Here is a 21,236-nt window from a genome sequence, read left to right as displayed (position 1 = left end):
GCGGCCCTTTTGTCGGACTCGTCGTACTCGTCGCGCCGGAATCACACCGGCGCGCAGCACGCGGGTCAGTCGATCGCGGCTTCGCGGCTCGCGCGACGGCGCTCGTGCTCCTTCAGGAAGCGCTTGCGCAGGCGGATCGACTGCGGCGTCACTTCGACCAGTTCGTCCTCGTCGATGAACTCGACCGCGTATTCGAGCGACATCTGGATCGGCGGCACGAGGCGCACCGCTTCGTCGGTGCCCGACGCGCGCACGTTGGTCAGCTGCTTGCCCTTGATCGGGTTCACGACCAGGTCGTTGTCGCGGCTGTGGATGCCGATGATCATGCCCTCATACAGCGCGTCGCCCGGCTTCACGAACATGCGGCCGCGATCCTGCAGCTTCCACAGTGCGTATGCGACTGCAGCGCCGTCGTCCTGCGAGATCAGCACGCCGTTGCGACGCTCGCCGACCGAACCGTCCTTGACCGGCGCGTACGAGTCGAAGATGTGGCTCATCAGGCCCGTGCCACGCGTGAGCGTCAGGAATTCGCTCTGGAAGCCGATCAGGCCGCGCGCCGGAATCTTGTATTCCAGGCGCGTGCGACCGCGGCCGTCCGACGCCATGTCGAGCATTTCGCCCTTGCGGCGGCCAAGCTCTTCCATCACGCCGCCCTGGTGTTCGTCTTCCAGGTCGACCGTCAGCAGTTCGTACGGCTCATGCTTCACGCCGTCGATTTCCTGCATCACGACGCGCGGACGCGACACGGCCATCTCGTAGCCTTCGCGACGCATGTTCTCGACGAGAATCGTCAGGTGCAGTTCGCCGCGGCCCGACACTTCGAACACCGTTTCATCGCCGGTATCGCGCACGCGCAGCGCGACGTTGTGGTTCAGTTCCTTCATCAGGCGGTCGCGGATCTGGCGGCTCGTCACGAACTTGCCTTCACGGCCCGCGAGCGGCGACGAGTTGACGAGGAAGTTCATCGTCAGCGTCGGCTCGTCGACGGTGATCATCGGCAGCGCTTCCGGCGCCTCGACCGCGCAGATCGTCGCACCGATGCCGACATCTTCGATGCCGTTGATCAGCACGATGTCGCCCGCTTCGGCCGACTCGACCTGCACGCGCTCAAGACCCTTGAACGACAGCACCTGGTTGATCTTGCGGTTCAGCACGTCGCCTTCCGGACCGAAGCGCATCACGACCGGCTGGCCCGGCTTGATGCGGCCGCGCGTGATGCGGCCGACGCCGATCCGGCCGACGTACGTCGAATAGTCGAGCGACGTGATCTGCAGTTGCAGCGGCGCTTCCGGGTCGGCCGGGCGGACCGGCACGTGCTGGAGGATCGCCTCGAACAGCGGGCGCATGTCGCCTTCGCGCGCGGCCGGGTCGAGCGATGCGTAGCCGTTCAGGCCCGACGCGTAGACGATCGGGAAGTCGAGCTGCTCTTCGGTCGCGCCGAGCTTGTCGAACAGGTCGAAGGTCTGGTTGATGACCCAGTCGATGCGCGCGCCCGGGCGGTCGATCTTGTTGATCACGACGATCGGCTTCAGGCCGAGCGCGAGCGCCTTCTTCGTGACGAAGCGCGTCTGCGGCATCGGGCCCTCGACGGCGTCGACGAGCAGCAGCACCGAGTCGACCATCGACAGCACGCGCTCCACTTCGCCGCCGAAGTCTGCGTGCCCCGGGGTGTCGACGATGTTGATGTGGGTGCCTTCATACTCCACCGCGCAGTTCTTCGCGAGAATCGTGATCCCGCGCTCTTTTTCGATGTCGTTCGAGTCCATCACCCGTTCGGCGACTTGCTGGTTCTCGCGGAAGGTGCCGGACTGGCGGAGCAGTTGGTCGACGAGCGTCGTCTTGCCGTGGTCGACGTGGGCGATGATGGCGATGTTGCGAAGGGCGCGGGTCATAGAAACCTGAAAATCGTTTGGGTGCGCAAACGCGCACGCCCGTTCGTCACGTGCGTGCGCGATGTAGCTTGGAAAGCGTGAGAGTATAGCACGCCCGAATGACGCGAGCCGTCCGCGCGTTGCACCGCAACAAGACGAACGCGATGCACGTTCACGCCGGTTCATGCCGGCAATGCGCCGAACGCCCTGCCAGACTGGCCCGATCCACCAAGGACTGTGCAAAGACCCTGATTCGTCTGGGGTATTCGCTCGCACCGAGCACGCCGTCGGCGGTTCGATTAACATTTGCCGAGGCAAGCAATTATACCTATACTGCTGCCTAGTCAACTATTGCAGCCTCAGGGTTTTATGTCGGATCCTTCTTCTTCCCAGCCGCAGTCCGCGACGCTGTCGACGTACCCGATGAACGACAGCGTCGGCTATCTGATGTCACGCGTGAAGTCGCTGATGACCAACCTCGTCACACAGCGCACGCAGGTGGAGCTCGGCATCACCGGTACGCAGGCGAGCATGCTGTTCATGATCGCGGTCGGCAAATGCTCGACGGCCGCAGAGCTCGCGCGCGAATACGGGATCGACGCGAGCGCCGTGACGCGCCTGCTCGACCGCGTCGAGAAACGCGGGCTGCTGTCGCGCGTGCGCAGCATCGAGGACCGGCGCGTCGTGCGGCTCGAGCTGACCGACGAAGGCCGCGCGCTCGCCGAGCGGCTGCCGCCCATCTTCCGCAGCGTGCTCGACCAGTTGCTGGACGGCTTCACGCCGGAAGAAGTCGGCTTCCTGAAGAGCATGCTGCGGCGGATTCTCAGCAACTACTGCGAAGCGGCCGGCGGCAGCGCCGCGTAATAGTTGCCATAACAATCATCTTTGACAGATTAATGTAAGGAAATCCTTGCAGTGTCCATCATCCATTCCGAGTCAGGGATCAACGCGATGAAATCCTCCCCGTTGTCCGTGCGCGCCGGGTCTTGCCGGGCCGCCGTCGCTGCCGCGGTCGCCGCGCTGGCGCTGGCGGGCTGCGTCAACTACATCGGCATCAAGAGCGACAAGCAGATCGCTCCCGCCTCGCAATTCGAAACCGCCCAGAGCCTGCCGGCCGAGGGCGGCAAGTGGCCGTCGCTCGACTGGGCCGCCCAGTTCGGCGATCCGCAACTGCCGACGCTGATCGACGAGGCACTCGCCGACAATCCGTCGATCGCGCAGGCGCAGGCGCGGATCGCGAAGGCGTCGTCGTATATCGAATCGTCGCGCTCGACGCTGCTGCCGAAGGCCGAAGCAAGCTATTCGTGGACACGCGAGCTGTATTCGGGCAATGCGCTCTTCCCGCCTCCGTACGGCGGCGCGTGGTACAGCGAGAACAACGCGCTCGCCAGCGCGTCGTGGGAACTCGACCTGTGGGGCAAGAACCGCGAGCGTCTGCGCACCGCCGTGTCGCAGGAAAAGGCTGCCGAGGCCGACATGCAGCAGGCGCGCGTCACGCTCGCGTCGTCGATCGCCCGCACCTATAACTCGCTCGCGCAGCTGTACGCGCTGCGCGACATCGCGAAGCGCGAGATCGCCAACCGCCAGGATGTCGGCAAGATCACCGACGGCCGCGTGACGGCCGGCCTCGATACGAACGTCGAACGCCAGACCGCGCGCGGCAATGTCGCGACGAGCCAGGCGTCGCTGTCCGACCTCGACGGCCAGATCACGACGGTCCGCTATCAGCTCGCCGCGCTGCTCGGCAAGGGGCCGGACCGTGGGCTGAAGATCGCCGATCCGGTGCTGAACCCGGGCGGTGCCGTCGCGCTGCCCGACAACCTGCCGGCCGATCTCGTATCGCGCCGCCCCGACATCGTCGCCGCGCGCTGGCAGGTCGAAGCCGCGATGCACGACGTGAAGGAAGCGAAAGCCGAGTTCTACCCCGACGTCAACCTCGCGGCAGGCTTCGGCTTCGACGCGTTCGGCTGGGGCAAATTCCTGAACTTCGCGAGCCGCCAGGCGCAGTTCGGACCCGCGATCCACCTGCCGATCTTCGACGCCGGCGCGCTGCGCGCGCAGCTCAAGGGGCGCTACGCAGACTTCGACCTGTCGGTCGCGAACTACAACCAGACGCTGATCGGCGCGATGAACGACGTCGCGACGCAAGTCGCGTCGATCCGCGCGATCGACAGGCAGATGGACGACGCACAGCGCGCGCTCGATGCATCGACGCGCGCCTACGACCTGGCCGTGATCCGCTACAAGGCCGGCCTGTCGCCGCAGCTTCAGGTGCTGAACGCAGACAGCAACCGCCTCGCGTCGGAACAGACCGTGACCAACCTGAAGATGCGGCGGCGCGACATGCAGATTGCGCTGATCAAGGCGCTCGGCGGCGGCTTCGATGCCTCCGGCACCCGCCTCGCCGCACCCGATGCCGATCGCGCCGCGCAGGCCAGGCCCGCGCAGCAGGCCGCCCAGCAGACAACCCCGCAGGCCGCGAACTGAATCGGCACGACCACTACTACGCAGACACTCGAAATAAACGGACGGAGAACATCGCCATGAGCGACCCTCAACAAAACGCCGCCAGCGCCCAGCCGCAAAGCAACGGGAAGCGCAAACGGATGATGACGCTGCTCGTCGCGGTCATCGTGATCGCGGCCATTGCGTACGGGCTGTACTACTTCCTCGTCGCGCGCTTCCACGAGAGCACCGACGATGCGTACGTGAACGGCAACGTCGTGCAGATCACGCCGCAGGTCACGGGCACCGTGATCGCGGTGAAGGCCGACGACACCCAGACCGTGAAGGCGGGCGACCCGCTCGTCGTGCTCGATCCGGCCGATTCGCAGGTATCGCTGCAGCAGGCCGAGGCGAACCTCGCGCAGACGGTGCGTCAGGTGCGTGGCCTGTTCGTCAACGACGACCAGTACCGCGCTCAGGTTGCGCTGCGTCAGTCGGACCTGTCGAAGGCCGACGATGACCTGCGCCGCCGCATGGCGGTCGCACAGACGGGTGCCGTGTCGCAGGAAGAGATCTCGCACGCACGCGACGCGGTGCGCGCCGCGCAGGCATCGCTCGACGCCGCGCAGCAGCAGCTCGCGTCGAACCGTGCGCTGACCGCGAACACGACGATCGCATCGCACCCGAACGTGCTCGCGTCGGCCGCGAAGGTCCGCGACGCGTACCTCGCGAATGCGCGCAACACGCTGCCCGCACCGGTCACCGGCTACGTCGCGAAGCGCTCGGTGCAGGTCGGCCAGCGCGTGTCGCCGGGCACCCCGCTGATGTCGGTCGTGCCGCTGAACGCGGTGTGGGTCGACGCGAACTTCAAGGAAGTCCAGCTCAAGCACATGCGCATCGGCCAGCCGGTCGATCTGACGGCCGACATCTACGGCTCGTCGGTCGTCTACCACGGCAAGGTCGTCGGCTTCTCGGCCGGCACCGGCTCCGCGTTCTCGCTGCTGCCGGCGCAGAACGCGACCGGCAACTGGATCAAGGTCGTGCAGCGCCTGCCGGTGCGGATCGAACTCGATCCGAAGGATCTCGACAAGCATCCGCTGCGCATCGGCCTGTCGATGCAGGTCGACGTCGACATCAAGGACGAGAGCGGCAACCAGCTCGCCAACGTGCAGAACACGGTCTACCAGACCGACGTGTTCGCGAAGTACGGCGACGAAGCCGACGCCGAGATCGCGCGCATCATCGCCGAGAACGCGGGCGGCAACGCATCGCCGGCACCGGCGACGGCCGCGGTCAAGCAGGGCAACGTCGCGAAGATGATGTAACCGTTCCGCTCCCGGAAACCCACCGACATGGCACAGACTCCTGTCTCTCACCCGCCCTTGCAGGGCGGGCAGCTCGTGATCGGCACGATCGCGGTGTCGCTCGCCGTGTTCATGAACGTGCTCGACACGTCGATCGCGAACGTCGCAATCCCGACGATCTCGGGCGATCTCGGCGTGTCGTCCGATCAGGGCACGTGGGTCATCACGTCGTTCGCGGTCGCGAACGCGATCTCCGTGCCGCTGACCGGCTGGCTCACCGATCGCATCGGACAGGTTCGCCTGTTCCTTGCGTCGATCATCCTGTTCGTCATTTCGTCATGGATGTGCGGGCTCGCGCCGACGCTGCCGTTCCTGCTCGCGTCGCGCGTGCTGCAAGGCGCCGTCGCGGGCCCGATGATTCCGCTGTCGCAATCGCTGCTGCTGTCGAGCTATCCACGAGCGAAGGCGCCGATGGCGCTCGCGCTCTGGTCGATGACGACGCTGATCGCGCCCGTCGCCGGCCCGATTCTCGGCGGCTGGATCTCGGACAACTACTCGTGGCCGTGGATCTTCTACGTGAACATCCCGGTCGGCATCGCCGCCGCACTCGCGACGTGGTCGATCTATCGCACGCGAGAATCGACCGTGCGCCGCGCGCCGATCGACGGCGTCGGCCTCGCGCTGCTCGTCGTCTGGGTCGGCTCGCTGCAGATCATGCTCGACAAGGGCAAGGATCTCGACTGGTTCGCGTCGACGACCATCATCGTGCTCGCGCTGACCGCGGTGATCGCGTTCGCGTTCTTCGTGATCTGGGAGCTGACCGCCGAGCATCCGGTCGTCGACCTGTCGTTGTTCCGCCGGCGCAACTTCACCGGCGGCACGATCGCACTGGCGGTCGGCTACGGCCTGTACTTCGGCAACCTCGTGCTGTTGCCGCTGTGGCTGCAGACGCAGATCGGCTACACGGCGACCGATGCCGGCCTCGTGATGGCGCCGGTCGGGCTGTTCGCGATCCTGCTGTCGCCGTTGACCGGCAAGTTCCTGCCGCGCACCGATCCACGCTACATCGCAACCGCCGCGTTCCTGACGTTCGCGCTGTGCTTCTGGATGCGTTCGCGCTACACGACCGGCGTCGACGAATGGTCGCTGACGCTGCCGACGCTCGTGCAGGGCATCGCGATGGCCGGCTTCTTCATCCCGCTCGTGTCGATCACGCTGTCCGGCCTGCCCGGCCACCGCATTCCGGCGGCCTCGGGCCTGTCGAACTTCGTGCGGATCATGTGCGGCGGCATCGGCACATCGATCTTCCAGACCGCGTGGGATCACCGCAACAACTTCCACCACGCGCAACTGGTCGAGCAGACGAACGTGTACAACCCGACGTTCAACCAGGCCGTCACGCAGATGGGCAATCTCGGGCTGACGCAGGACCAGGCGCACGGCCTGATCAACAACTTGGCCACGCAGCAGGCCGCACAGCTCGGCGTGAACGACCTGTTCTACATCTCGGCGGCGATCTTCGTGCTGCTGATCGCGCTGATCTGGATCACGAAGCCCGAGCGTGCGGGCGGCGGCGATGCAGGCGCGGCGGCATCGGCCGCGCACTGAACGCCACGCTCAAGCGCAAACAAAAAGCCCGGTCGACATCGACCGGGCTTTTTTTCGTTCCGACGGCCGCGTTCACGCCGCTGTCGCGCCGTTGTTTCAAGCAGCCGTGACGACGAGCCGCTCCGGCGCGAGTACGCCGTTCGCCTTGCGCGCCACGCCGAGCAGTCGCGTCGCGTCGTAGACGCGCACCCGCTCGCCCTCGGCCGCATCGATCGAATCGAGCGCCGACAGCGGCAGGCGCTGGCCGTGCAGGAACCGCTTCGCGCAGGCTTCATCGAGACGAACGAGCGGGAACGTCGACAGCAACGCATCGACCGGCTGGAGCCAGCCATCGCGCGCCGCTTCGTCGGCATCGGACAGCGCGTCGAGCGTCACCGCGTGCTCGAGCGTCAGCGCGCCGACGCCCGTGCGGCGCAGCATCGTCAGATGCGCGCCGCAGCCGAGCGTTTCACCGAGATCTTCCGCCAGCGTGCGCACGTAGGTACCTTTGCTGCAGGTCACCCGAAACGTCACGTCGGGCAGGTCGCACGCGAGCAGATCGAGCGCATGGATCGTCACGTTACGGCCTTCGCGCTCGACCGTCTGGCCCGCGCGCGCATATTCGTACAGCGGCTTGCCGTCGCGCTTGAGCGCCGAATACATCGGCGGGACCTGCACGATCTCGCCGGTGAAACGCATGAGCGCCGCTTCCACGGCCGCACGGTCGCATTCGACGGGCCGCGTGTCGATCGCCTCGCCTTCCGCGTCGCCGGTTGCCGTGCGCACGCCGAGACGCATCGTCGCTTCGTAGGTCTTGTCCGCTTCGAGCAGATCCTGCGAGAACTTCGTCGCCTCGCCGAAGCACAGCGGCAGCAGGCCCGAAGCCAGCGGATCGAGCGTGCCGGTATGACCGGCTTTCTTCGCGAGAAGCAGACGCTTTGCGCGAATCAGGGCATCGTTGCTCGACAGGCCGACCGGCTTGTCGAGCAGGAGGACGCCGTCCAGCGCGCGCCGCGGCACGCGCGGACGTTGGGATGCTGCTGTCGTCATAGGCCGGGCGAGCTCACTCGTCCTTGGCTGGCACGTCGGCCTCGTCGTCGTCCTTCGCGCGCGTCGAGTTGGCCTCCTTGATCAGACGCGACATCTCCACGGCCTTCTCGATCGTCTGGTCGTAATGGAAGTGCAGCGTCGGCACCGTATGGATGTGCAGGCGCTTGAACAGCAGGTTGTGCAGGTGGCCCGACGCGTGGTTCAGCGCCTCCTGCGTCGAGGCCGGATCGCCGGTGAGCGCGGTGAAGTACACCTTCGCGTGCGCGTAGTCCGGCGTGAGTTCGACGCTCTGGATGGTCACGATGCCGATGCGCGGGTCCTTGACCTCGCGCATGATGAGTTCGGACAGATCGCGCTGAATCTGGTCGGCGATCTGGACGTTGCGATTGGGAGAAGTACGTTTCCTGGACATGATCGATCCCTGATCCATTTATCAGGATGAAGCGGCCGCCCTCTGGCGCGCCGCCATGAAAAATGGGCGGGACAAGCCCAAGCCTGCCCCGCCCATGAGCCGATGCGCGATGGTTACAGCGTACGCGCGACTTCGGTCACTTCGAAGACTTCGAACTGGTCGCCTTCGATGACGTCGTTGAAGTTCTTCACCGACATACCGCACTCGAAGCCTTGCTTGACTTCCTTCACGTCGTCCTTGAAGCGCTTCAGCGACTCGAGTTCGCCGGTGAAGATCACGACGTTGTTGCGCAGCACGCGCACCGACGACGAGCGCTTGACGATACCGTCCGTGACCATACAGCCCGCGACCGTACCGACCTTCGGCACCTTGAACACCTGGCGCACCTCGACCATGCCGGTCACGACTTCGCGCTTCTCCGGTGCCAGCATGCCCGACATCGCCGCCTTCACCTCATCCACTGCGTCGTAGATGATGTTGTAGTAGCGGATGTCGACGCCATTGGCTTCCGCAAGCTTGCGCGCCAGCGCATCCGCACGCGTGTTGAAGCCGATGATGACCGCCTTCGAGGCCGTCGCGAGGTTGACGTCGCTTTCGCTGATGCCACCCACCGCGCTGTGCACGATCTGCACGCGCACTTCGCTGGTCGACAGCTTGAGCAGCGACTGCACGAGCGCTTCCTGCGAACCCTGCACGTCGGCCTTGATGATGAGCGGCAGGTTCTGCACTTCGCCTTCGCCCATCTGCTCGAGCATGCTCTCCAGCTTCGCCGCCTGCTGCTTCGCGAGCTTCACGTCGCGGAACTTGCCCTGACGGAACAGCGCGATTTCACGCGCCTTGCGCTCGTCCGGCAGCACGATCACTTCCTCGCCCGCACCCGGCACTTCCGACAGACCCTGGATCTCGACCGGGATCGACGGGCCGGCTTCCTTCGTCGGCTTGCCGTTCTCGTCGAGCATCGCACGCACGCGGCCGTAGGCCGTGCCCGCGAGCACGATGTCGCCACGGTTGAGCGTACCGGACTGCACCAGCATCGTCGCGACCGGGCCCTTGCCCTTGTCGAGCTTCGCTTCGATCACGATACCCTTGGCCGGCGCTTCGACCGGTGCCTTCAGCTCCAGCACTTCGGCCTGCAGCAGCACGTTCTCGAGCAGATCGTCGATGCCGGCACCCGTCTTCGCCGAGACCGGCACGAACGGCGAATCGCCACCGTATTCTTCCGGCACGACGCCTTCCGCGACCAATTCCTGCTTCACGCGATCCGGATTCGCTTCCGGCTTGTCGATCTTGTTGATCGCGACGACGATCGGCACGCCGCCCGCCTTCGCGTGCGAGATGGCTTCCTTCGTCTGCGGCATCACGCCGTCGTCGGCCGCCACCACCAGAACGACGATGTCGGTCGCCTTCGCACCGCGCGCACGCATTGCCGTGAACGCTTCGTGACCGGGGGTATCCAGGAACGTGACGACACCGCGCGGCGTTTCGACGTGGTAAGCGCCGATGTGCTGCGTAATGCCGCCCGCTTCGCCCGCCGCCACCTTCGCACGGCGGATGTAGTCGAGCAACGAGGTCTTGCCGTGGTCGACGTGACCCATCACGGTGACGACCGGCGGACGGGGCAGCGCCTCCGCGTCGGTCGTGGTCTCGCCTTCGACAAGCAGCGCTTCCGGATCGTCGAGCTTCGCGGCAACCGCGCGGTGGCCCAGTTCCTCGACGACGATCATCGCCGTTTCCTGGTCCAGCACCTGGTTGATCGTGACCATCTGGCCCATCTTCATCATCACCTTGATGACTTCCGAGGCCTTGATTGCCATCTTGTGCGCAAGGTCGGCCACCGAGATGGTTTCCGGCACGTGCACTTCACGGACGATCGGCTCGGTCGGCGCCTGGAACGACGATGCGCTTTCCTGGTGACGGCCACGGCCCTTCGGGCCGCCGCGCCAGCCGCGGTCGACGCCGCCGCTCGAATCGCCGCGCGTCTTGATGCCGCGACGCTTCGCGGCGTCGTCCTGCCAGCCGCCCTTGCCTGCGCCCGGCTTCTTGTTGCGGTCGCCTGCGCCAGCCGGCGCCTGCGTCGTCGCCGGCGCCGCGCCACCGGCCGGCTTCTTCGCCGCCGGACGCGCCTGCGCGCCTTCCGGCTTCGCCGGCTTGTGCAGCGTGCCCTTCGCTTCGGCCGGCTTGGCCGGTTCCGCCGGCTTCGGCGGCTCCACGGCCTTGACCACGGCCTTGCGCGGCGTGTTCATCATTTCGCGGATCGCGCGCGCTTCCGCCTCGGCGGCCGCGCGGCGCTTGCTGATCTCTTCCTGCTCGGCGCGGGCCTTGTCCGCTGCCTCGCGGGCAGCGTCCTCGGCCTTCTTCGCCGCTTCGCGCTGGGCTGCGCGCTCGGCAGCCGCACGCGCCTCGTCCTGTGCGGACTGCGCACGCGAAGCTTCCTGCTCGGCCGCAGCAGCCTGCTGAGCAGCCGCCTGCTGCGCAGCCGCAGCCTCGGCTGCAGCGCGCTTCGATACCGCCTCTTCTTCGGCACGGCGACGCTCCGCTTCGGCCGCTTCCTCGCGGGCGCGGCGCTCCGCTTCCTCGCGTTCGAGGCGTTCCTGGCGCTCGCGGAGCTCCTGAGCCTGCTTCTCGAGCAGCTCGGCCTCGCGGCGCGCCTCTTCCTCGCGACGCTTCAGTTCCGCATCGTCGTCCGCCTCGGGGGCCTGTGCCTGACCTTGCTCCGCGACATCGCTCACGTCGTCGCGCTTGACGAACGTGCGCTTCTTGCGCACCTCGACCTGAATGGTGCGAGCCTTGCCCGTCGCGTCGGACTGCTTGATCTCCGACGTATGCTTGCGGGTCAGCGTGATCTTGCGCTTGTCGCCGTCGGTCGCGCCGTGCGACTTGCGCAAATGATCGAGCAGACGCGCCTTGTCCGCCTCGGACAGCGCATCGTCTTCACTCGCTTTCTGGACGCCCGCTGCCTGCAGCTGTTCGAGCAGCACACCAGCAGGCATTTTCAGTTCCGCGGCAAATTGGGCTACGTTGTTACTCGCCATTCATTCCTCTTAGTGCAAGGACCGATTCCTTGCGGTTAGCATCGGGTCAGGCCTTCCGGCCGCCATCAAATCAGTGCGCCATGGTCATTTCTCACTGGAACCAGTGTTCACGTGCTTTCATGATCAACGCCTTAGCGGCATCCTCTTCCATCCCGGTCATGTCGACCAGTTCATCCACTGCCAGCTCGGCGACATCGTCGCGCGTCTGCATGCCATGTTCGGCCAGTTTCGCGAGCAGCTCCGGCGTGACGCCGTCGAGGCTCTTCAGGTCCAGCGCGGCATTTTCGACCTTTTCTTCGTTCGCGATCGCCATCGTCAGCAGCGCGTCGCGTGCGCGGTTGCGCAGCTCGTGCACGGTATCCTCGTCGAATGCCTCGATCTCGAGCATTTCGTTGAGCGGCACGTAAGCGATCTCTTCGAGGCTCGTGAAGCCTTCGTCGATCAGGATGTCGGCAACTTCTTCGTCGACGTCGAGACGCGCCATGAACAACGCACGCAGCCTGTCGCGCTCTTCGCCCTGCTTCAGGGCGGACTCGTCCGGCGTCATGATGTTGATCTGCCAGCCGGTCAGTTCGCCGGCAAGGCGAACGTTCTGACCGCTGCGGCCGATCGCGACAGCGAGTTCGTTCTCGTCGACGACGACGTCCATCGAATGCTTTTCTTCATCGACGACGATCGACTGGACGGCTGCCGGCGCGAGCGCGCCGATCACGAATTGGGCGGGATCCTCGGACCATAGCACGATGTCGATGTTTTCGCCACCAAGCTCATTGCGCACGGCCTGCACGCGCGAACCGCGAATGCCGACGCAGGTGCCGATCGGATCGATCCGCTTGTCGTACGCGATGACGCCGATCTTCGCGCGCACGCCAGGATCGCGCGCCGCCGCCTTGATCTCGAGCAGGCCCTGCTCGATTTCCGGCACTTCCATCTCGAACAGCTTCATCAGGAATTCCGGCGCGGTGCGCGACAGCTCGATCTGCGGGCCGCGCGCGGTGCGGTCGACCTTCGCGATGTACGCGCGCACGCGGTCGCCCACGCGCAGGTTTTCCTTCGGGATCAGCTGGTCGCGGCGCAGCAGCGCCTCGACGCGACCCGATTCGACGATGAAGTTGCCCTTGTCGAGGCGCTTCACCGTGCCGGTCATGATCTTTTCGCCGCGCTCGAGGTAGTCGTTCAGGATCTGCTCGCGCTCGGCGTCGCGCACCTTCTGCAGGATCACCTGCTTCGCGGCCTGCGCGCCGATGCGGCCGAACTCGATCGACGGCACCGATTCCTCGATGTAGTCGCCGACTTCGACGTCGGCCTTCTGCTCGCGCGCCTCGAACAGCAGGATCTCGCGATCCGGCTCCTGCAGGCCCGCTTCATCGGGCACGACGAGCCAGCGACGGAAGGTTTCGTGCTCGCCGCTTTCGCGATCGATATGGACGCGGATCTCGGCGCCTTCGTCGAACAGCTTCTTGGAAGCCGACGCGAGTGCCGCCTCGAGGGCACCCAGCACGACATCCTTGTCGACGTTTTTCTCGCGCGCCAGCGCATCCACCAGCATCAACACTTCGCGACTCATTATTTGCGGCTCCTAAAGTCAACTTGCGGAATCAGGCGGGCTTTGTCGATATCGGCCAGCGTGAAATCCAGCATGGCTGCCTCGCCCTTGTTCCTCTCAAATTCCAAACCGATCGTTTCGCCATTCGGCGCGTGCAGAATGCCCCGGTACGTCTTGCGCCCGTCCAGCGGCTTTTTCAAGGTCACGGAGACTTCGCAGCCGGCGAAGCGCTCGAAGTCGGCCAGTTTCTTCAACGGGCGGTCGAGCCCCGGGGACGAGACTTCGAGCCGTTCGTAATCGATGTTTTCGACCGTCAAGACGTGCTGAAGCTGACGCGTGACCTTTTCGCAATCGTCGAGCGAGATGCCGGCAGGCTGATCGATATAGATGCAAAGCATGCCGCGCCCGGTGCGCTCAAGATCCACCAGCTCGTAGCCGAGCCCGGTGACCGTGGTTTCTATCAGTTCCGTCAGTTGCACAGTGTCCTCTCAGGTGTTCGCGCCCGCCGCTCGCGAATCACCCGCGGGCGCGCGCCTTAGCCGGCGCAGGAAGCGCTACCCGAGATGCCTAACCGTTTCAGCAAAAAAAAATGGGCGGAACGCCCATCTTCTTACCGGTGGTCGCACCTGAGCCGCACATCAAATCCGTACGCCCAGCGACTTCGCGATTATAGCGATTTTTGGTGCAAACGCCAAGCGTCAGCCGGCAAAACCGGTGAATCATACCGGTTTTGCCAGCGACGCGCGGCAGGTTGCGCCGCGCGCGGCCGTTCAGCGACTGCGCGAACGACTGCGCTGCGGACGCTGACCGCCACGTGCGCCGCCGCTGCCGCCGCCTTCCGCACGATTGCCGTTCGGGTTGCGGTTGCCGCCGCCCTTGCCGGCGCCGCCACCACTGCCGCCACGTTTGCCGCCCGCGCCATACGACGCGCGGTTGCCGTCGACGTCGCGGCCGCCGGCACGGTTGCCGCCATAGCCGGCCGACATGCCCGGCAAGCCGCCGTGACCGCTCGGGCCGGCGAAGCCGCCCGCCGCGCCGCGCCGCGGGCCGCGCCGCGGCTGCTCGAGGTTGCCGTGCGTCGTCAGCACCGGCTCGCGGCCGATGAAACCCATCGACGTCTGCATCGGGTCCGGCTGACGGCGCTCCGTCTGGCCGCCACCGCGCTTGCCCTTTTCCTCCGTCGGCGCCTTCAGGCCGACGGTCGCCATCAGCTTGCGCACCTGCGCCTCGTCGAGCTCTTCCCAGCGGCCACGCTTCAGGCCGCGCGGCAGCGGGATCGGGCCGTGACGTGTACGGATCAGGCGGCTCACCATCAGGCCGGCCGCCTCGAACATCCGGCGCACTTCGCGATTGCGGCCTTCGGCCAGCGCAACGTGATACCAGTGATTCGTGCCTTCGCCGCCGCCGTCGCGGATGCGCAGGAAGTTTGCGGGGCCGTCGTCCAGCTCGACGCCGTGCAGCAGCTTCTGCCGGTTGCCTTCGGTGAGCTCGCCGACCACCCGCACCGCATACTCGCGCTCGACGCTGTAGCGCGGATGCATGAAACGGTTCGCGAGGTCGCCCGACGTCGTCAGCATCAGCAGGCCTTCGGTATTGAAGTCGAGCCGGCCGACCGCGAGCCATTTGGCCGTCTTCATCGGCGGCAGGCGGTCGAACACCGACGGCCGGCCTTCCGGATCCGCGTGGCTGACGATTTCGCCCGTCGGCTTGTGGTACAGCAGCACGCGCGGCGGCTTGTTCGGCAGCTTGCGCTTGACCGGCTTGCCGTTGATCCGCACCTGGTCGGTCGGCATGATGCGCTGGCCGATGTGCGCCGGCTCGCCGTTCACCGATACGCGGCCAGCGATGATCAGCTCTTCCATTTCACGGCGCGAACCCATCCCGGCTTCGGCCAGCACCTTGTGCAGCTTCGGCGCGTCGTCGTCCGGCGACAGCACGCGCTTGTTGGCCGGCTGGCCGCGTCGCAGCATCGGTGCGCGCACGCCACTGCCTGCCGCGGCATTGTCGGCGTCGAACGCCGGCGACGTCACGTACGCGAACAGGTCGTCCTGGGCCGCCTCGCTGACGGCAGCACTGGCCGCCCCGCCGCGCTTGCCCTGGCCACCCTGGCCGCCCCGACCACCCTGGCCGCCCTGCGCACCCTGGCGCGCCGCGCCTTCGCGCTTGGCTGCCGGCTTGCGCCCGCCCTTCGCCGCACCTTCCTTGCGCGGCGCGCGCGCCGGCTGCGCTTGCGCCGCGTCGGCGGGCGCATCCGCGCCTTCGCCTTCCTGCGGCGCGCCCTCGGCGCCCTTCGACTTCGCGGCCGCGCGACGGCGCGCGATCAGGCTGCGCGGGCCGCGCCGCAAACCGCGGCGGGGACGCTCGTCACCGCCCTCGGCCTGGGCGCCCTGCTCGGGCGCATCGTCGGCACGCGCCGCCTGCACGGCAGGCGCGGACGATTCAATATCGTGGATATCTGTCAAAACAACCTCAAAATGTCAGGTCTCGCGCCCGGCTCGGGCGCGGCATGGAATCGGCCGCGTTCAGGCGCGACGCTGTTCGGGTTCTGCTTCGTCGTCCGGCAGTTCGTCCGCGCCGACGGGGGCGCTGGCGCTGCGTACGGCATCCGCGAGACTGTCGGACGTGTCGTCCAGCATCTCGTCATCCGCAGGACGGGAATGCGCCGTGCCGGCGTGAACGATCACGCCAGGCCTGTCGTCGGCCGCTTCCGTTCCGTCGCCGGCCGCCGCTTCGGCGCCCGGCTTGCGATCTTCCTCGTACCACTCCGCGTGCAGCGGCACGGGCTGCACGCCCGCCGGCGCTGCTTCGGCGCCAGCCTGTTCCGTTTGTACACCGCCAGCCTCGAGCGTATCGAGGTTTGGCGAATCCTGCGCCGCGGCACGCTCGGAATCGGCGTCAGCCGGCTGCGCGATCGCATCCGACGGTGCCGGCAGAGCGGACGCATCCTGCGATGGCGCTTCGCCATCGCCCACCCCGGCCTCGGCGGCCGGCACGCCGTCGTCGAAGTCCATCGCCTGCTGCGCAAGCAGCGCGGCCTCGATGTTCGCCGCCGGCTCCTCGAGCGCGGGCAGGTCGTCGAGCGCCTTCAGGCCGAGATCGTCGAGGAACTGCTTGGTCGTCGCGTACAGCGCCGGGCGCCCCGGCACGTCGCGATGCCCGATCACCTCGATCCAGCCACGATCCTCCAACTGCTTGACCACCTGCGTGTTGACCGTGACGCCGCGAATTTCCTCGATGTCGCCCCGCGTGACCGGCTGCCGGTACGCGATGATCGCCAGCGTCTCGAGCACCGCGCGCGAATACTTCGGCGGCTTCTCCGGATGCAGGCGGTCGAGAAAGCCGCGCATCGCCGGCTTGCTCTGGAACCGCCAGCCACTCGCCAGCGCAACCAGTTCGACACCGCGGCCGGACCACTCCTGTTTCAGATCTTCGAGCAACGTGCGGACCGTGTCAGCCGACACGCTGTCGGCAAAGAGCTTGCGCAAATCACCGAGCTTCAACGGCTCCTGCGCGCAGATCAAAGCAGTCTCGAGGACGATCTTCGCCTCTTGGGTATTCATGCAGCTAGGCCAGACCCTGTGGTCAAACGAACCGGATCAACAAACAGACGAAATGAACGGAAGACGCGCTCGCCCGATTCTGATCGGTCATATTGATGGGAGCACGAACCGGGGGCGGCGAAACCACTTCAAGCCAGGCCCTAACCGGACGGAACAGCGCGATTCAACGACGGAACCGCGTGACTGAACGCCATCTTACGCAAAATTGCCGAGTGCGTAAAGATGAGCCGAGCGGGCCGCACCGGGCCTGCCGCCACGGTGGCGCCCCGCTTCAACGTGCCGCCGCGCGGCCCGCGAGAAAGCGGCGCAGGCGCTCGACGTCCGCGTCGAGTCGTGCCGGATCGCTCGCGCAGCACCACCGCACGAACCCTCCCCCGTCCGGGCCGAATGCGCGCCCCAGCGCGAGGCAGAGCCCCGCCTCGCGCACCAGCGCCTTGCAGAAGGCAAGACTGTCCTTCGATCCGGGCAGGCGCAGGAACACGTACATCGCGCCCGGCCGAGGCGGCACCTCGACGTCCGGCAGCGTGCGCAGTGCGGCGACCAGGTGATCGCGTGCTTCGCGCAGCGCCGCGACGAACGCGCGGACAAACGGCTCGCCGTCGCGCAACGCGACCTCGCCCGCGGCCTGCACGAAGCCGGGCGCACACGACGTGTTGGATTCGACGAGCTTCGCAAGATTCACGGTGTAGCGTCGAGCGCCTTTCGTCAGTCGAGGTCCTCTGCCCGCGCGGGCATCTGCCGCACGAGCTCCCAGATCGCCTGCGCGGCCGGCGACAGCGAGCGGTCGCGGCGGCGCACCAGTTCGACGGTGCGCTCGGTACGCGGCGTGAGCGGGCGCGCGACGAGCGTCGAGCCGGCAGGCAGCGGCAGCGACAGCCACGGCTGCACGCTCACGCCGACGCCCGCCTCGACGAGCCCGAACACCGTTGCCGAATGGCCGAGCTCCTGCATCACTGTCGCGCTCACCCGATGCGCGGCCAGCGCCGCGTCGATCAGCGGCCGGCTGCCCGACGCGTGATCGAGCAGCACGAGCCGCTCGCCGTTCAGCGCCGTCCATGGCACCTCCGCGCGCGATGCGAGCGGATGGTCGGCGCGCGCGACCAGACAGAACGAGTCGGTCATCAACGGCTCGTTCACGAGATCGGCGGCACTGAGCGGCCCGATCACGACACCGAAATCGGCCTCGCTCGACTTCACCTTGCGCAGCACGTCGCTCTGCACGTCGTCGCGCAGGCCGAGCGTGACGAACGGAAACTGCCGCTCGCAGGCCGCCACGACGCGCGGCATCAGCCGGCACGCGATCGTCGGGCTCGCCGCCACGATCACGCGCCCCCGGCGCTGTTCGCCGATTTCGCGAATTTCGCGCAGCGTGTCGTCGAGATCGTCGATCAGGCGCGACACGCTCGCGATCAGGTTTGTGCCGACGTCGGTCAACTGCACGTCGCGCGTGGTCCGATCGATCAGCTTCAGCCCGAGTTCCGCCTCGAGTTCGCGTACGCAGCGGCTCACTGCAGACTGCGTGAGCCCGATCTCGCCCCCGGCACGGCTGAAACTCCTGAGCCGCGCGACCTCGATGAACACGCGAAGCTGGCGCAGCGTGACGTTCATGTCCCTCCCTCATCAATCTCTGGCATCGATGCGCGATTCTAGTGCGCCAATCCTGCACTCGGTTCACATGTTTCGCTGCGGTGCAATAACCGCGGAAACGCACGCGGCGCGGGCGAATTGCACAAGATTGGTGATTGTCCCGATTTGCTGCCGGGTCTTTTTGGCGTCTTATACGCCCCTAGCTGACTAAGCCGTCAGCTCGCTGCCAAGCGGCTCTCGCGGGGTTCACCTCCGACGTGGCACGCTTCGTGCATTACCTGTCGCACAGGGCGCAGGTTTCGTCTGACGGATTGATGAAGTCCGTTGCCGGCAAACCGGACGCCCCCACCCGGCACTCGATGATCGAGTGCTTGAAGAGTGCGCGGCGCAGGGCAGCGCACCGGAGTTAGCTTCGCTGAGGTGAGGACATGATGCTGTTCGACGATTTGAGAGATAACGAATGGGCGCTGGTGGAAGGCCTGTTTTGTTCGGAGCCCGCACGAAGTGAGCGTCGCGGCCGTCCGCGCGTGGAAGCCCGTTCGGTGGTGAATGCGGTGCTGTGGGTGCTGTCGACCGGCGAAGGCTGGTCCAAGCTGCCTGGCCGCTATCCGTCGCCGCCCACCTGCCGCCGCCGCTTCGACGAATGGCAGGCCGATGGCACGCTCGTCGAAATCGTCAAGCGACTCGGCACGAGCGGCCGTCAGATCTCGCTGCGCGGCCGCATCGGCGCCAGCGCGGCCAAGCCGCCGGCACCGCCGAGCCGCGACCGGCTGCGCGGCGCATTCTGGACCAACCCGGAATCCTGGCGCGCGCCGGTCAAGATGGCCTGAATCGGATATTCGACCGGGCGGCTTCGGCCGCCCGGCTTCATTCCGGGCATCGCTTTCGCGGCCTGAACGACACGGCCGGATCGCGCTGTTTTGCGGCGAAACATCTATTTACCAATATTTACAGCAAGCCTGCACTCCCGCGCTTACCTTAGCGTCATATCGACAGGCCGCATCGACGGCTTGAGGGAGCCCGCCATGAAACCAATGTCACTGCTTGCTGCATGCGGCATTGTCGTTTCACTGGCGCTTGCGTCGCCCGCGCACGCCGACGACCGCAACAAGCAACCTCACCGGCAGCAGGAACACAAAGGCAACCTGCACGCGCCGCCTGGTGCCGAACAATCCGGCCGGCAGACGGTCCCGCGCGGCGACTTGCGCGGCGATATCGCCAGCAACGCACGCGCGCGCATCGGCCTGCCGCCGCAAGACACGTCTCGACATCCGTAACCGGGTGCGTCGACTTCCGATCAAAGAAAATGTCCGTGCTCGGGAACTGACCGACGTGCAGCGAGTCAACATCGTTGCCATGAGCACAGCGTGGCAGCAGCAGAAAGTATCCGGTACGCCCGTATCCTCGTGATACGGGCTTTTTTTTGTCGCGACGCCGCCCGGTGCGACACGTGCCAGCGGCGTGCTACAGGCGGCTTTCGAGAAACGCGACGGCGCTCGCTTCGCTGAGCGCGTAGTCGTCCATCCGGCGATCGGTCCAGGCGGCCGATTTCTCGTCGTGCTCGAGGCGCGCGAATTCGGCGCGGCCGGTGTCGGTCAGCACGGCGATGTCGACAGGCGCATGAAACCCTGGCGCGGGCGCAACGGTCTTCTGCCTGACCGTGTCCATCAGCCCGAGCGAACGGAGATACTCGAATACGCCCGGGCGTCGCGCCCACGGTACCTGGCGATACTGCACTCGCCTCAATGCGTCGAGCACCGCTTCGTTGGAATACGTGGCCATCTCGATTCTTTCTTAAAGTGCAGCGACAATGCGAAGCGGCGCGCCGGGCGGGATCTCCGCCCGCCGGCGCCACCACCGATTCTGGAGGCTGGAGGCCGGACGCTCGGCGTCGAGTCGGGGCCGGAATATCAGCCGTCCATAAAAAGACACCTTACCCCAATCAAATTGATTCTGTTCGATTCATTTGTACTTCTCTTCATTGCATTCGTGCTCTTCCGCAAGCAACGGCGCGCGATTGCAGCCATCACGCTCGCGCTGTTCTGGCTGCTTGCGACCGGCTGGCTCGCGGCGCCGCTCATCGCGTGGTCGCAGGCCGGCGTGACCCCGGTCGAGCATCCGGACATGCGCGGACATACCGCGCTGATCCTGCTCGGCGCGGGCACGAAACGCATCGAAGGACGACTCGAACCGCCCGCCGACGGCTTCGCCCGCATCCGCAAGACCGCCGAGCTGTACCGTACGTGCCGTCAGCAAGCCGACCGCTGCACGGTCATCGTCACCGGCGGTGACTCGCAGCGACACGGCGCGACCGAAGCCGCGATCTACGCGCCGCATCTCGTCGCCGGGGGCGTCGCCCCGGAAGATCTGACCCTCGAGGCGAACAGCCGCACGACATACGAAAACGCGAAGTTCACGGCACCTATACTACGCTCACAACATGACGATGCATGGATCCTCGTCACATCGTCATACCAGATGCGGCGCGCACTGCTCGATTTCCACCGGTTCGGCATCGACCCGCAACCGGTCTACGCGAACCGCCGCGATGCGAATAGGGGGTGGCTGCCGCGCTGGCAGAATCTGGTCAACGCCGAGCGTGCGGCGCACGAGCTGGTGGGCATTGCGCAGTTTCACGTGTACCGCCAGCTTGGATGGTTCTGAGTCCGTTGCATGACGGGCGCCCCGATTCAGCACCGGATGGCAAGTGCGTGACTGTGTGCCGCAACTGTTGCGCGACTTCAACGCAGCCTTGCAGCGGGGGCCGTTCGCGTGCACACTGATCCGTCACTTTTGTTACACTCGACACGCACTCGATTGCAGTCGCCAGACGGAAACGGCA

The 21,236-nt window shown here is 66.3% G+C and carries 17 protein-coding genes and 1 pseudogene; 7 read left to right on the top strand and 11 right to left on the bottom strand.

The annotated features are described in order from the left end of the window. Positions 1-65 precede the first annotated feature (65 nt). Entirely contained in the window at positions 66-1,892 is a 1,827-nt protein-coding gene (typA, locus tag ACV22Z_RS06755) for a translational GTPase TypA (RefSeq protein WP_448075539.1), read from the bottom strand. A 348-nt stretch (positions 1,893-2,240) separates the two neighbouring features. Here typA and ACV22Z_RS06750 point away from each other — a divergent pair, with 348 nt between their 5' ends. The 4 genes from ACV22Z_RS06750 to ACV22Z_RS06735 all read left to right on the top strand — a co-directional run bounded on the left by ACV22Z_RS06750 (position 2,241) and on the right by ACV22Z_RS06735 (position 7,228). Next, positions 2,241-2,735 (top strand): MarR family winged helix-turn-helix transcriptional regulator, encoded by a 495-nt coding sequence (locus tag ACV22Z_RS06750; protein WP_448075538.1) that lies wholly within the window; start codon positions 2,241-2,243, stop codon positions 2,733-2,735. Between the two features lie 87 nt (positions 2,736-2,822). Further along, positions 2,823-4,358 carry an efflux transporter outer membrane subunit gene (locus ACV22Z_RS06745; RefSeq protein ID WP_448075537.1) on the top strand — a complete coding sequence of 512 codons (1,536 nt, stop codon included), beginning with the start codon at positions 2,823-2,825 and terminating at the stop codon, positions 4,356-4,358. A gap of 56 nt (positions 4,359-4,414) precedes the next feature. Next, positions 4,415-5,641 carry an HlyD family secretion protein gene (locus ACV22Z_RS06740; protein WP_448075536.1) on the top strand — a complete coding sequence of 409 codons (1,227 nt, stop codon included), beginning with the start codon at positions 4,415-4,417 and terminating at the stop codon, positions 5,639-5,641. 27 nt (positions 5,642-5,668) lie between these two features. Further along, a complete protein-coding gene (locus ACV22Z_RS06735; RefSeq protein WP_448075535.1) occupies positions 5,669-7,228 on the top strand; it encodes a DHA2 family efflux MFS transporter permease subunit in 1,560 nt (519 codons plus the stop codon). A 96-nt stretch (positions 7,229-7,324) separates the two neighbouring features. Here the strand turns inward: ACV22Z_RS06735 and truB are convergent, their stop codons facing one another. The 9 genes and pseudogenes from truB to ACV22Z_RS06690 all read right to left on the bottom strand — a co-directional run bounded on the left by truB (position 7,325) and on the right by ACV22Z_RS06690 (position 18,415). Continuing rightward, positions 7,325-8,257, bottom strand: coding sequence for a tRNA pseudouridine(55) synthase TruB (gene truB, locus ACV22Z_RS06730; protein WP_448075534.1), 933 nt, complete (start codon positions 8,255-8,257; stop codon positions 7,325-7,327). 13 nt (positions 8,258-8,270) lie between these two features. Next, positions 8,271-8,669: a 30S ribosome-binding factor RbfA gene (gene rbfA / locus ACV22Z_RS06725; protein WP_448075533.1), complete on the bottom strand. Its 399-nt coding sequence runs from the start codon at positions 8,667-8,669 to the stop codon at positions 8,271-8,273. A 113-nt stretch (positions 8,670-8,782) separates the two neighbouring features. Next, positions 8,783-11,701, bottom strand: coding sequence for a translation initiation factor IF-2 (gene infB, locus ACV22Z_RS06720; RefSeq protein ID WP_448075532.1), 2,919 nt, complete (start codon positions 11,699-11,701; stop codon positions 8,783-8,785). Between the two features lie 91 nt (positions 11,702-11,792). Next, positions 11,793-13,268, bottom strand: coding sequence for a transcription termination factor NusA (gene nusA, locus ACV22Z_RS06715; RefSeq protein ID WP_448075531.1), 1,476 nt, complete (start codon positions 13,266-13,268; stop codon positions 11,793-11,795). Next, a complete protein-coding gene (gene rimP, locus ACV22Z_RS06710; protein ID WP_448075530.1) occupies positions 13,268-13,726 on the bottom strand; it encodes a ribosome maturation factor RimP in 459 nt (152 codons plus the stop codon). Before rimP ends, nusA begins: the two co-directional genes overlap by 1 nt. 291 nt (positions 13,727-14,017) lie before the next feature. Then, positions 14,018-15,709, bottom strand: coding sequence for a 23S rRNA pseudouridine(2605) synthase RluB (gene rluB, locus ACV22Z_RS06705; protein WP_448075529.1), 1,692 nt, complete (start codon positions 15,707-15,709; stop codon positions 14,018-14,020). Positions 15,710-15,769: 60 nt separating this feature from the next. Further along, positions 15,770-16,807, bottom strand: coding sequence for an SMC-Scp complex subunit ScpB (gene scpB / locus ACV22Z_RS06700; RefSeq protein WP_448075528.1), 1,038 nt, complete (start codon positions 16,805-16,807; stop codon positions 15,770-15,772). A gap of 271 nt (positions 16,808-17,078) precedes the next feature. After that, positions 17,079-17,486, bottom strand: a pseudogene (locus ACV22Z_RS06695) (pyridoxal phosphate-dependent aminotransferase); the annotation flags it as partial. Between the two features lie 26 nt (positions 17,487-17,512). Next, positions 17,513-18,415 (bottom strand): LysR substrate-binding domain-containing protein, encoded by a 903-nt coding sequence (locus ACV22Z_RS06690; protein WP_448075527.1) that lies wholly within the window; start codon positions 18,413-18,415, stop codon positions 17,513-17,515. Positions 18,416-18,822: 407 nt separating this feature from the next. Between ACV22Z_RS06690 and ACV22Z_RS06685 the strand changes: the two genes are divergently transcribed. After that, positions 18,823-19,224 (top strand): transposase, encoded by a 402-nt coding sequence (locus ACV22Z_RS06685; protein ID WP_448075526.1) that lies wholly within the window; start codon positions 18,823-18,825, stop codon positions 19,222-19,224. Positions 19,225-19,419: 195 nt separating this feature from the next. Continuing rightward, positions 19,420-19,671 carry a hypothetical protein gene (locus ACV22Z_RS06680; protein WP_448075525.1) on the top strand — a complete coding sequence of 84 codons (252 nt, stop codon included), beginning with the start codon at positions 19,420-19,422 and terminating at the stop codon, positions 19,669-19,671. 187 nt (positions 19,672-19,858) lie between these two features. Here ACV22Z_RS06680 and ACV22Z_RS06675 read toward each other — a convergent pair whose 3' ends face one another. Beyond that, positions 19,859-20,176 (bottom strand): hypothetical protein, encoded by a 318-nt coding sequence (locus ACV22Z_RS06675; RefSeq protein ID WP_448075524.1) that lies wholly within the window; start codon positions 20,174-20,176, stop codon positions 19,859-19,861. 165 nt (positions 20,177-20,341) lie between these two features. Here ACV22Z_RS06675 and ACV22Z_RS06670 point away from each other — a divergent pair, with 165 nt between their 5' ends. Next, on the top strand, positions 20,342-21,058 hold the full coding sequence (locus tag ACV22Z_RS06670) for a YdcF family protein (protein WP_448075523.1): 717 nt from the start codon (positions 20,342-20,344) through the stop codon (positions 21,056-21,058). Positions 21,059-21,236 lie beyond the last annotated feature (178 nt).

It is taken from the genome of Burkholderia sp. PU8-34, from assembly GCF_053427725.1.
This window is presented reverse-complemented; position numbering and strand designations above follow the sequence as displayed.

Bases quoted from the DNA above. Each gene is read 5' to 3' on its own strand.
- typA (WP_448075539.1), bottom strand. From the start codon at position 1,892: ATGACCCGCGCCCTTCGCAACATCGCCATCATCGCCCACGTCGACCAC.
- ACV22Z_RS06750 (WP_448075538.1), top strand. From the start codon at position 2,241: ATGTCGGATCCTTCTTCTTCCCAGCCGCAGTCCGCGACGCTGTCGACG.
- ACV22Z_RS06745 (WP_448075537.1), top strand. From the start codon at position 2,823: ATGAAATCCTCCCCGTTGTCCGTGCGCGCCGGGTCTTGCCGGGCCGCC.
- ACV22Z_RS06740 (WP_448075536.1), top strand. From the start codon at position 4,415: ATGAGCGACCCTCAACAAAACGCCGCCAGCGCCCAGCCGCAAAGCAAC.
- ACV22Z_RS06735 (WP_448075535.1), top strand. From the start codon at position 5,669: ATGGCACAGACTCCTGTCTCTCACCCGCCCTTGCAGGGCGGGCAGCTC.
- truB (WP_448075534.1), bottom strand. From the start codon at position 8,257: ATGACGACAGCAGCATCCCAACGTCCGCGCGTGCCGCGGCGCGCGCTG.
- rbfA (WP_448075533.1), bottom strand. From the start codon at position 8,669: ATGTCCAGGAAACGTACTTCTCCCAATCGCAACGTCCAGATCGCCGAC.
- infB (WP_448075532.1), bottom strand. From the start codon at position 11,701: ATGGCGAGTAACAACGTAGCCCAATTTGCCGCGGAACTGAAAATGCCT.
- nusA (WP_448075531.1), bottom strand. From the start codon at position 13,268: ATGAGTCGCGAAGTGTTGATGCTGGTGGATGCGCTGGCGCGCGAGAAA.
- scpB (WP_448075528.1), bottom strand. From the start codon at position 16,807: ATGAATACCCAAGAGGCGAAGATCGTCCTCGAGACTGCTTTGATCTGC.
- ACV22Z_RS06690 (WP_448075527.1), bottom strand. From the start codon at position 18,415: ATGAACGTCACGCTGCGCCAGCTTCGCGTGTTCATCGAGGTCGCGCGG.
- ACV22Z_RS06685 (WP_448075526.1), top strand. From the start codon at position 18,823: ATGATGCTGTTCGACGATTTGAGAGATAACGAATGGGCGCTGGTGGAA.
- ACV22Z_RS06680 (WP_448075525.1), top strand. From the start codon at position 19,420: ATGAAACCAATGTCACTGCTTGCTGCATGCGGCATTGTCGTTTCACTG.
- ACV22Z_RS06675 (WP_448075524.1), bottom strand. From the start codon at position 20,176: ATGGCCACGTATTCCAACGAAGCGGTGCTCGACGCATTGAGGCGAGTG.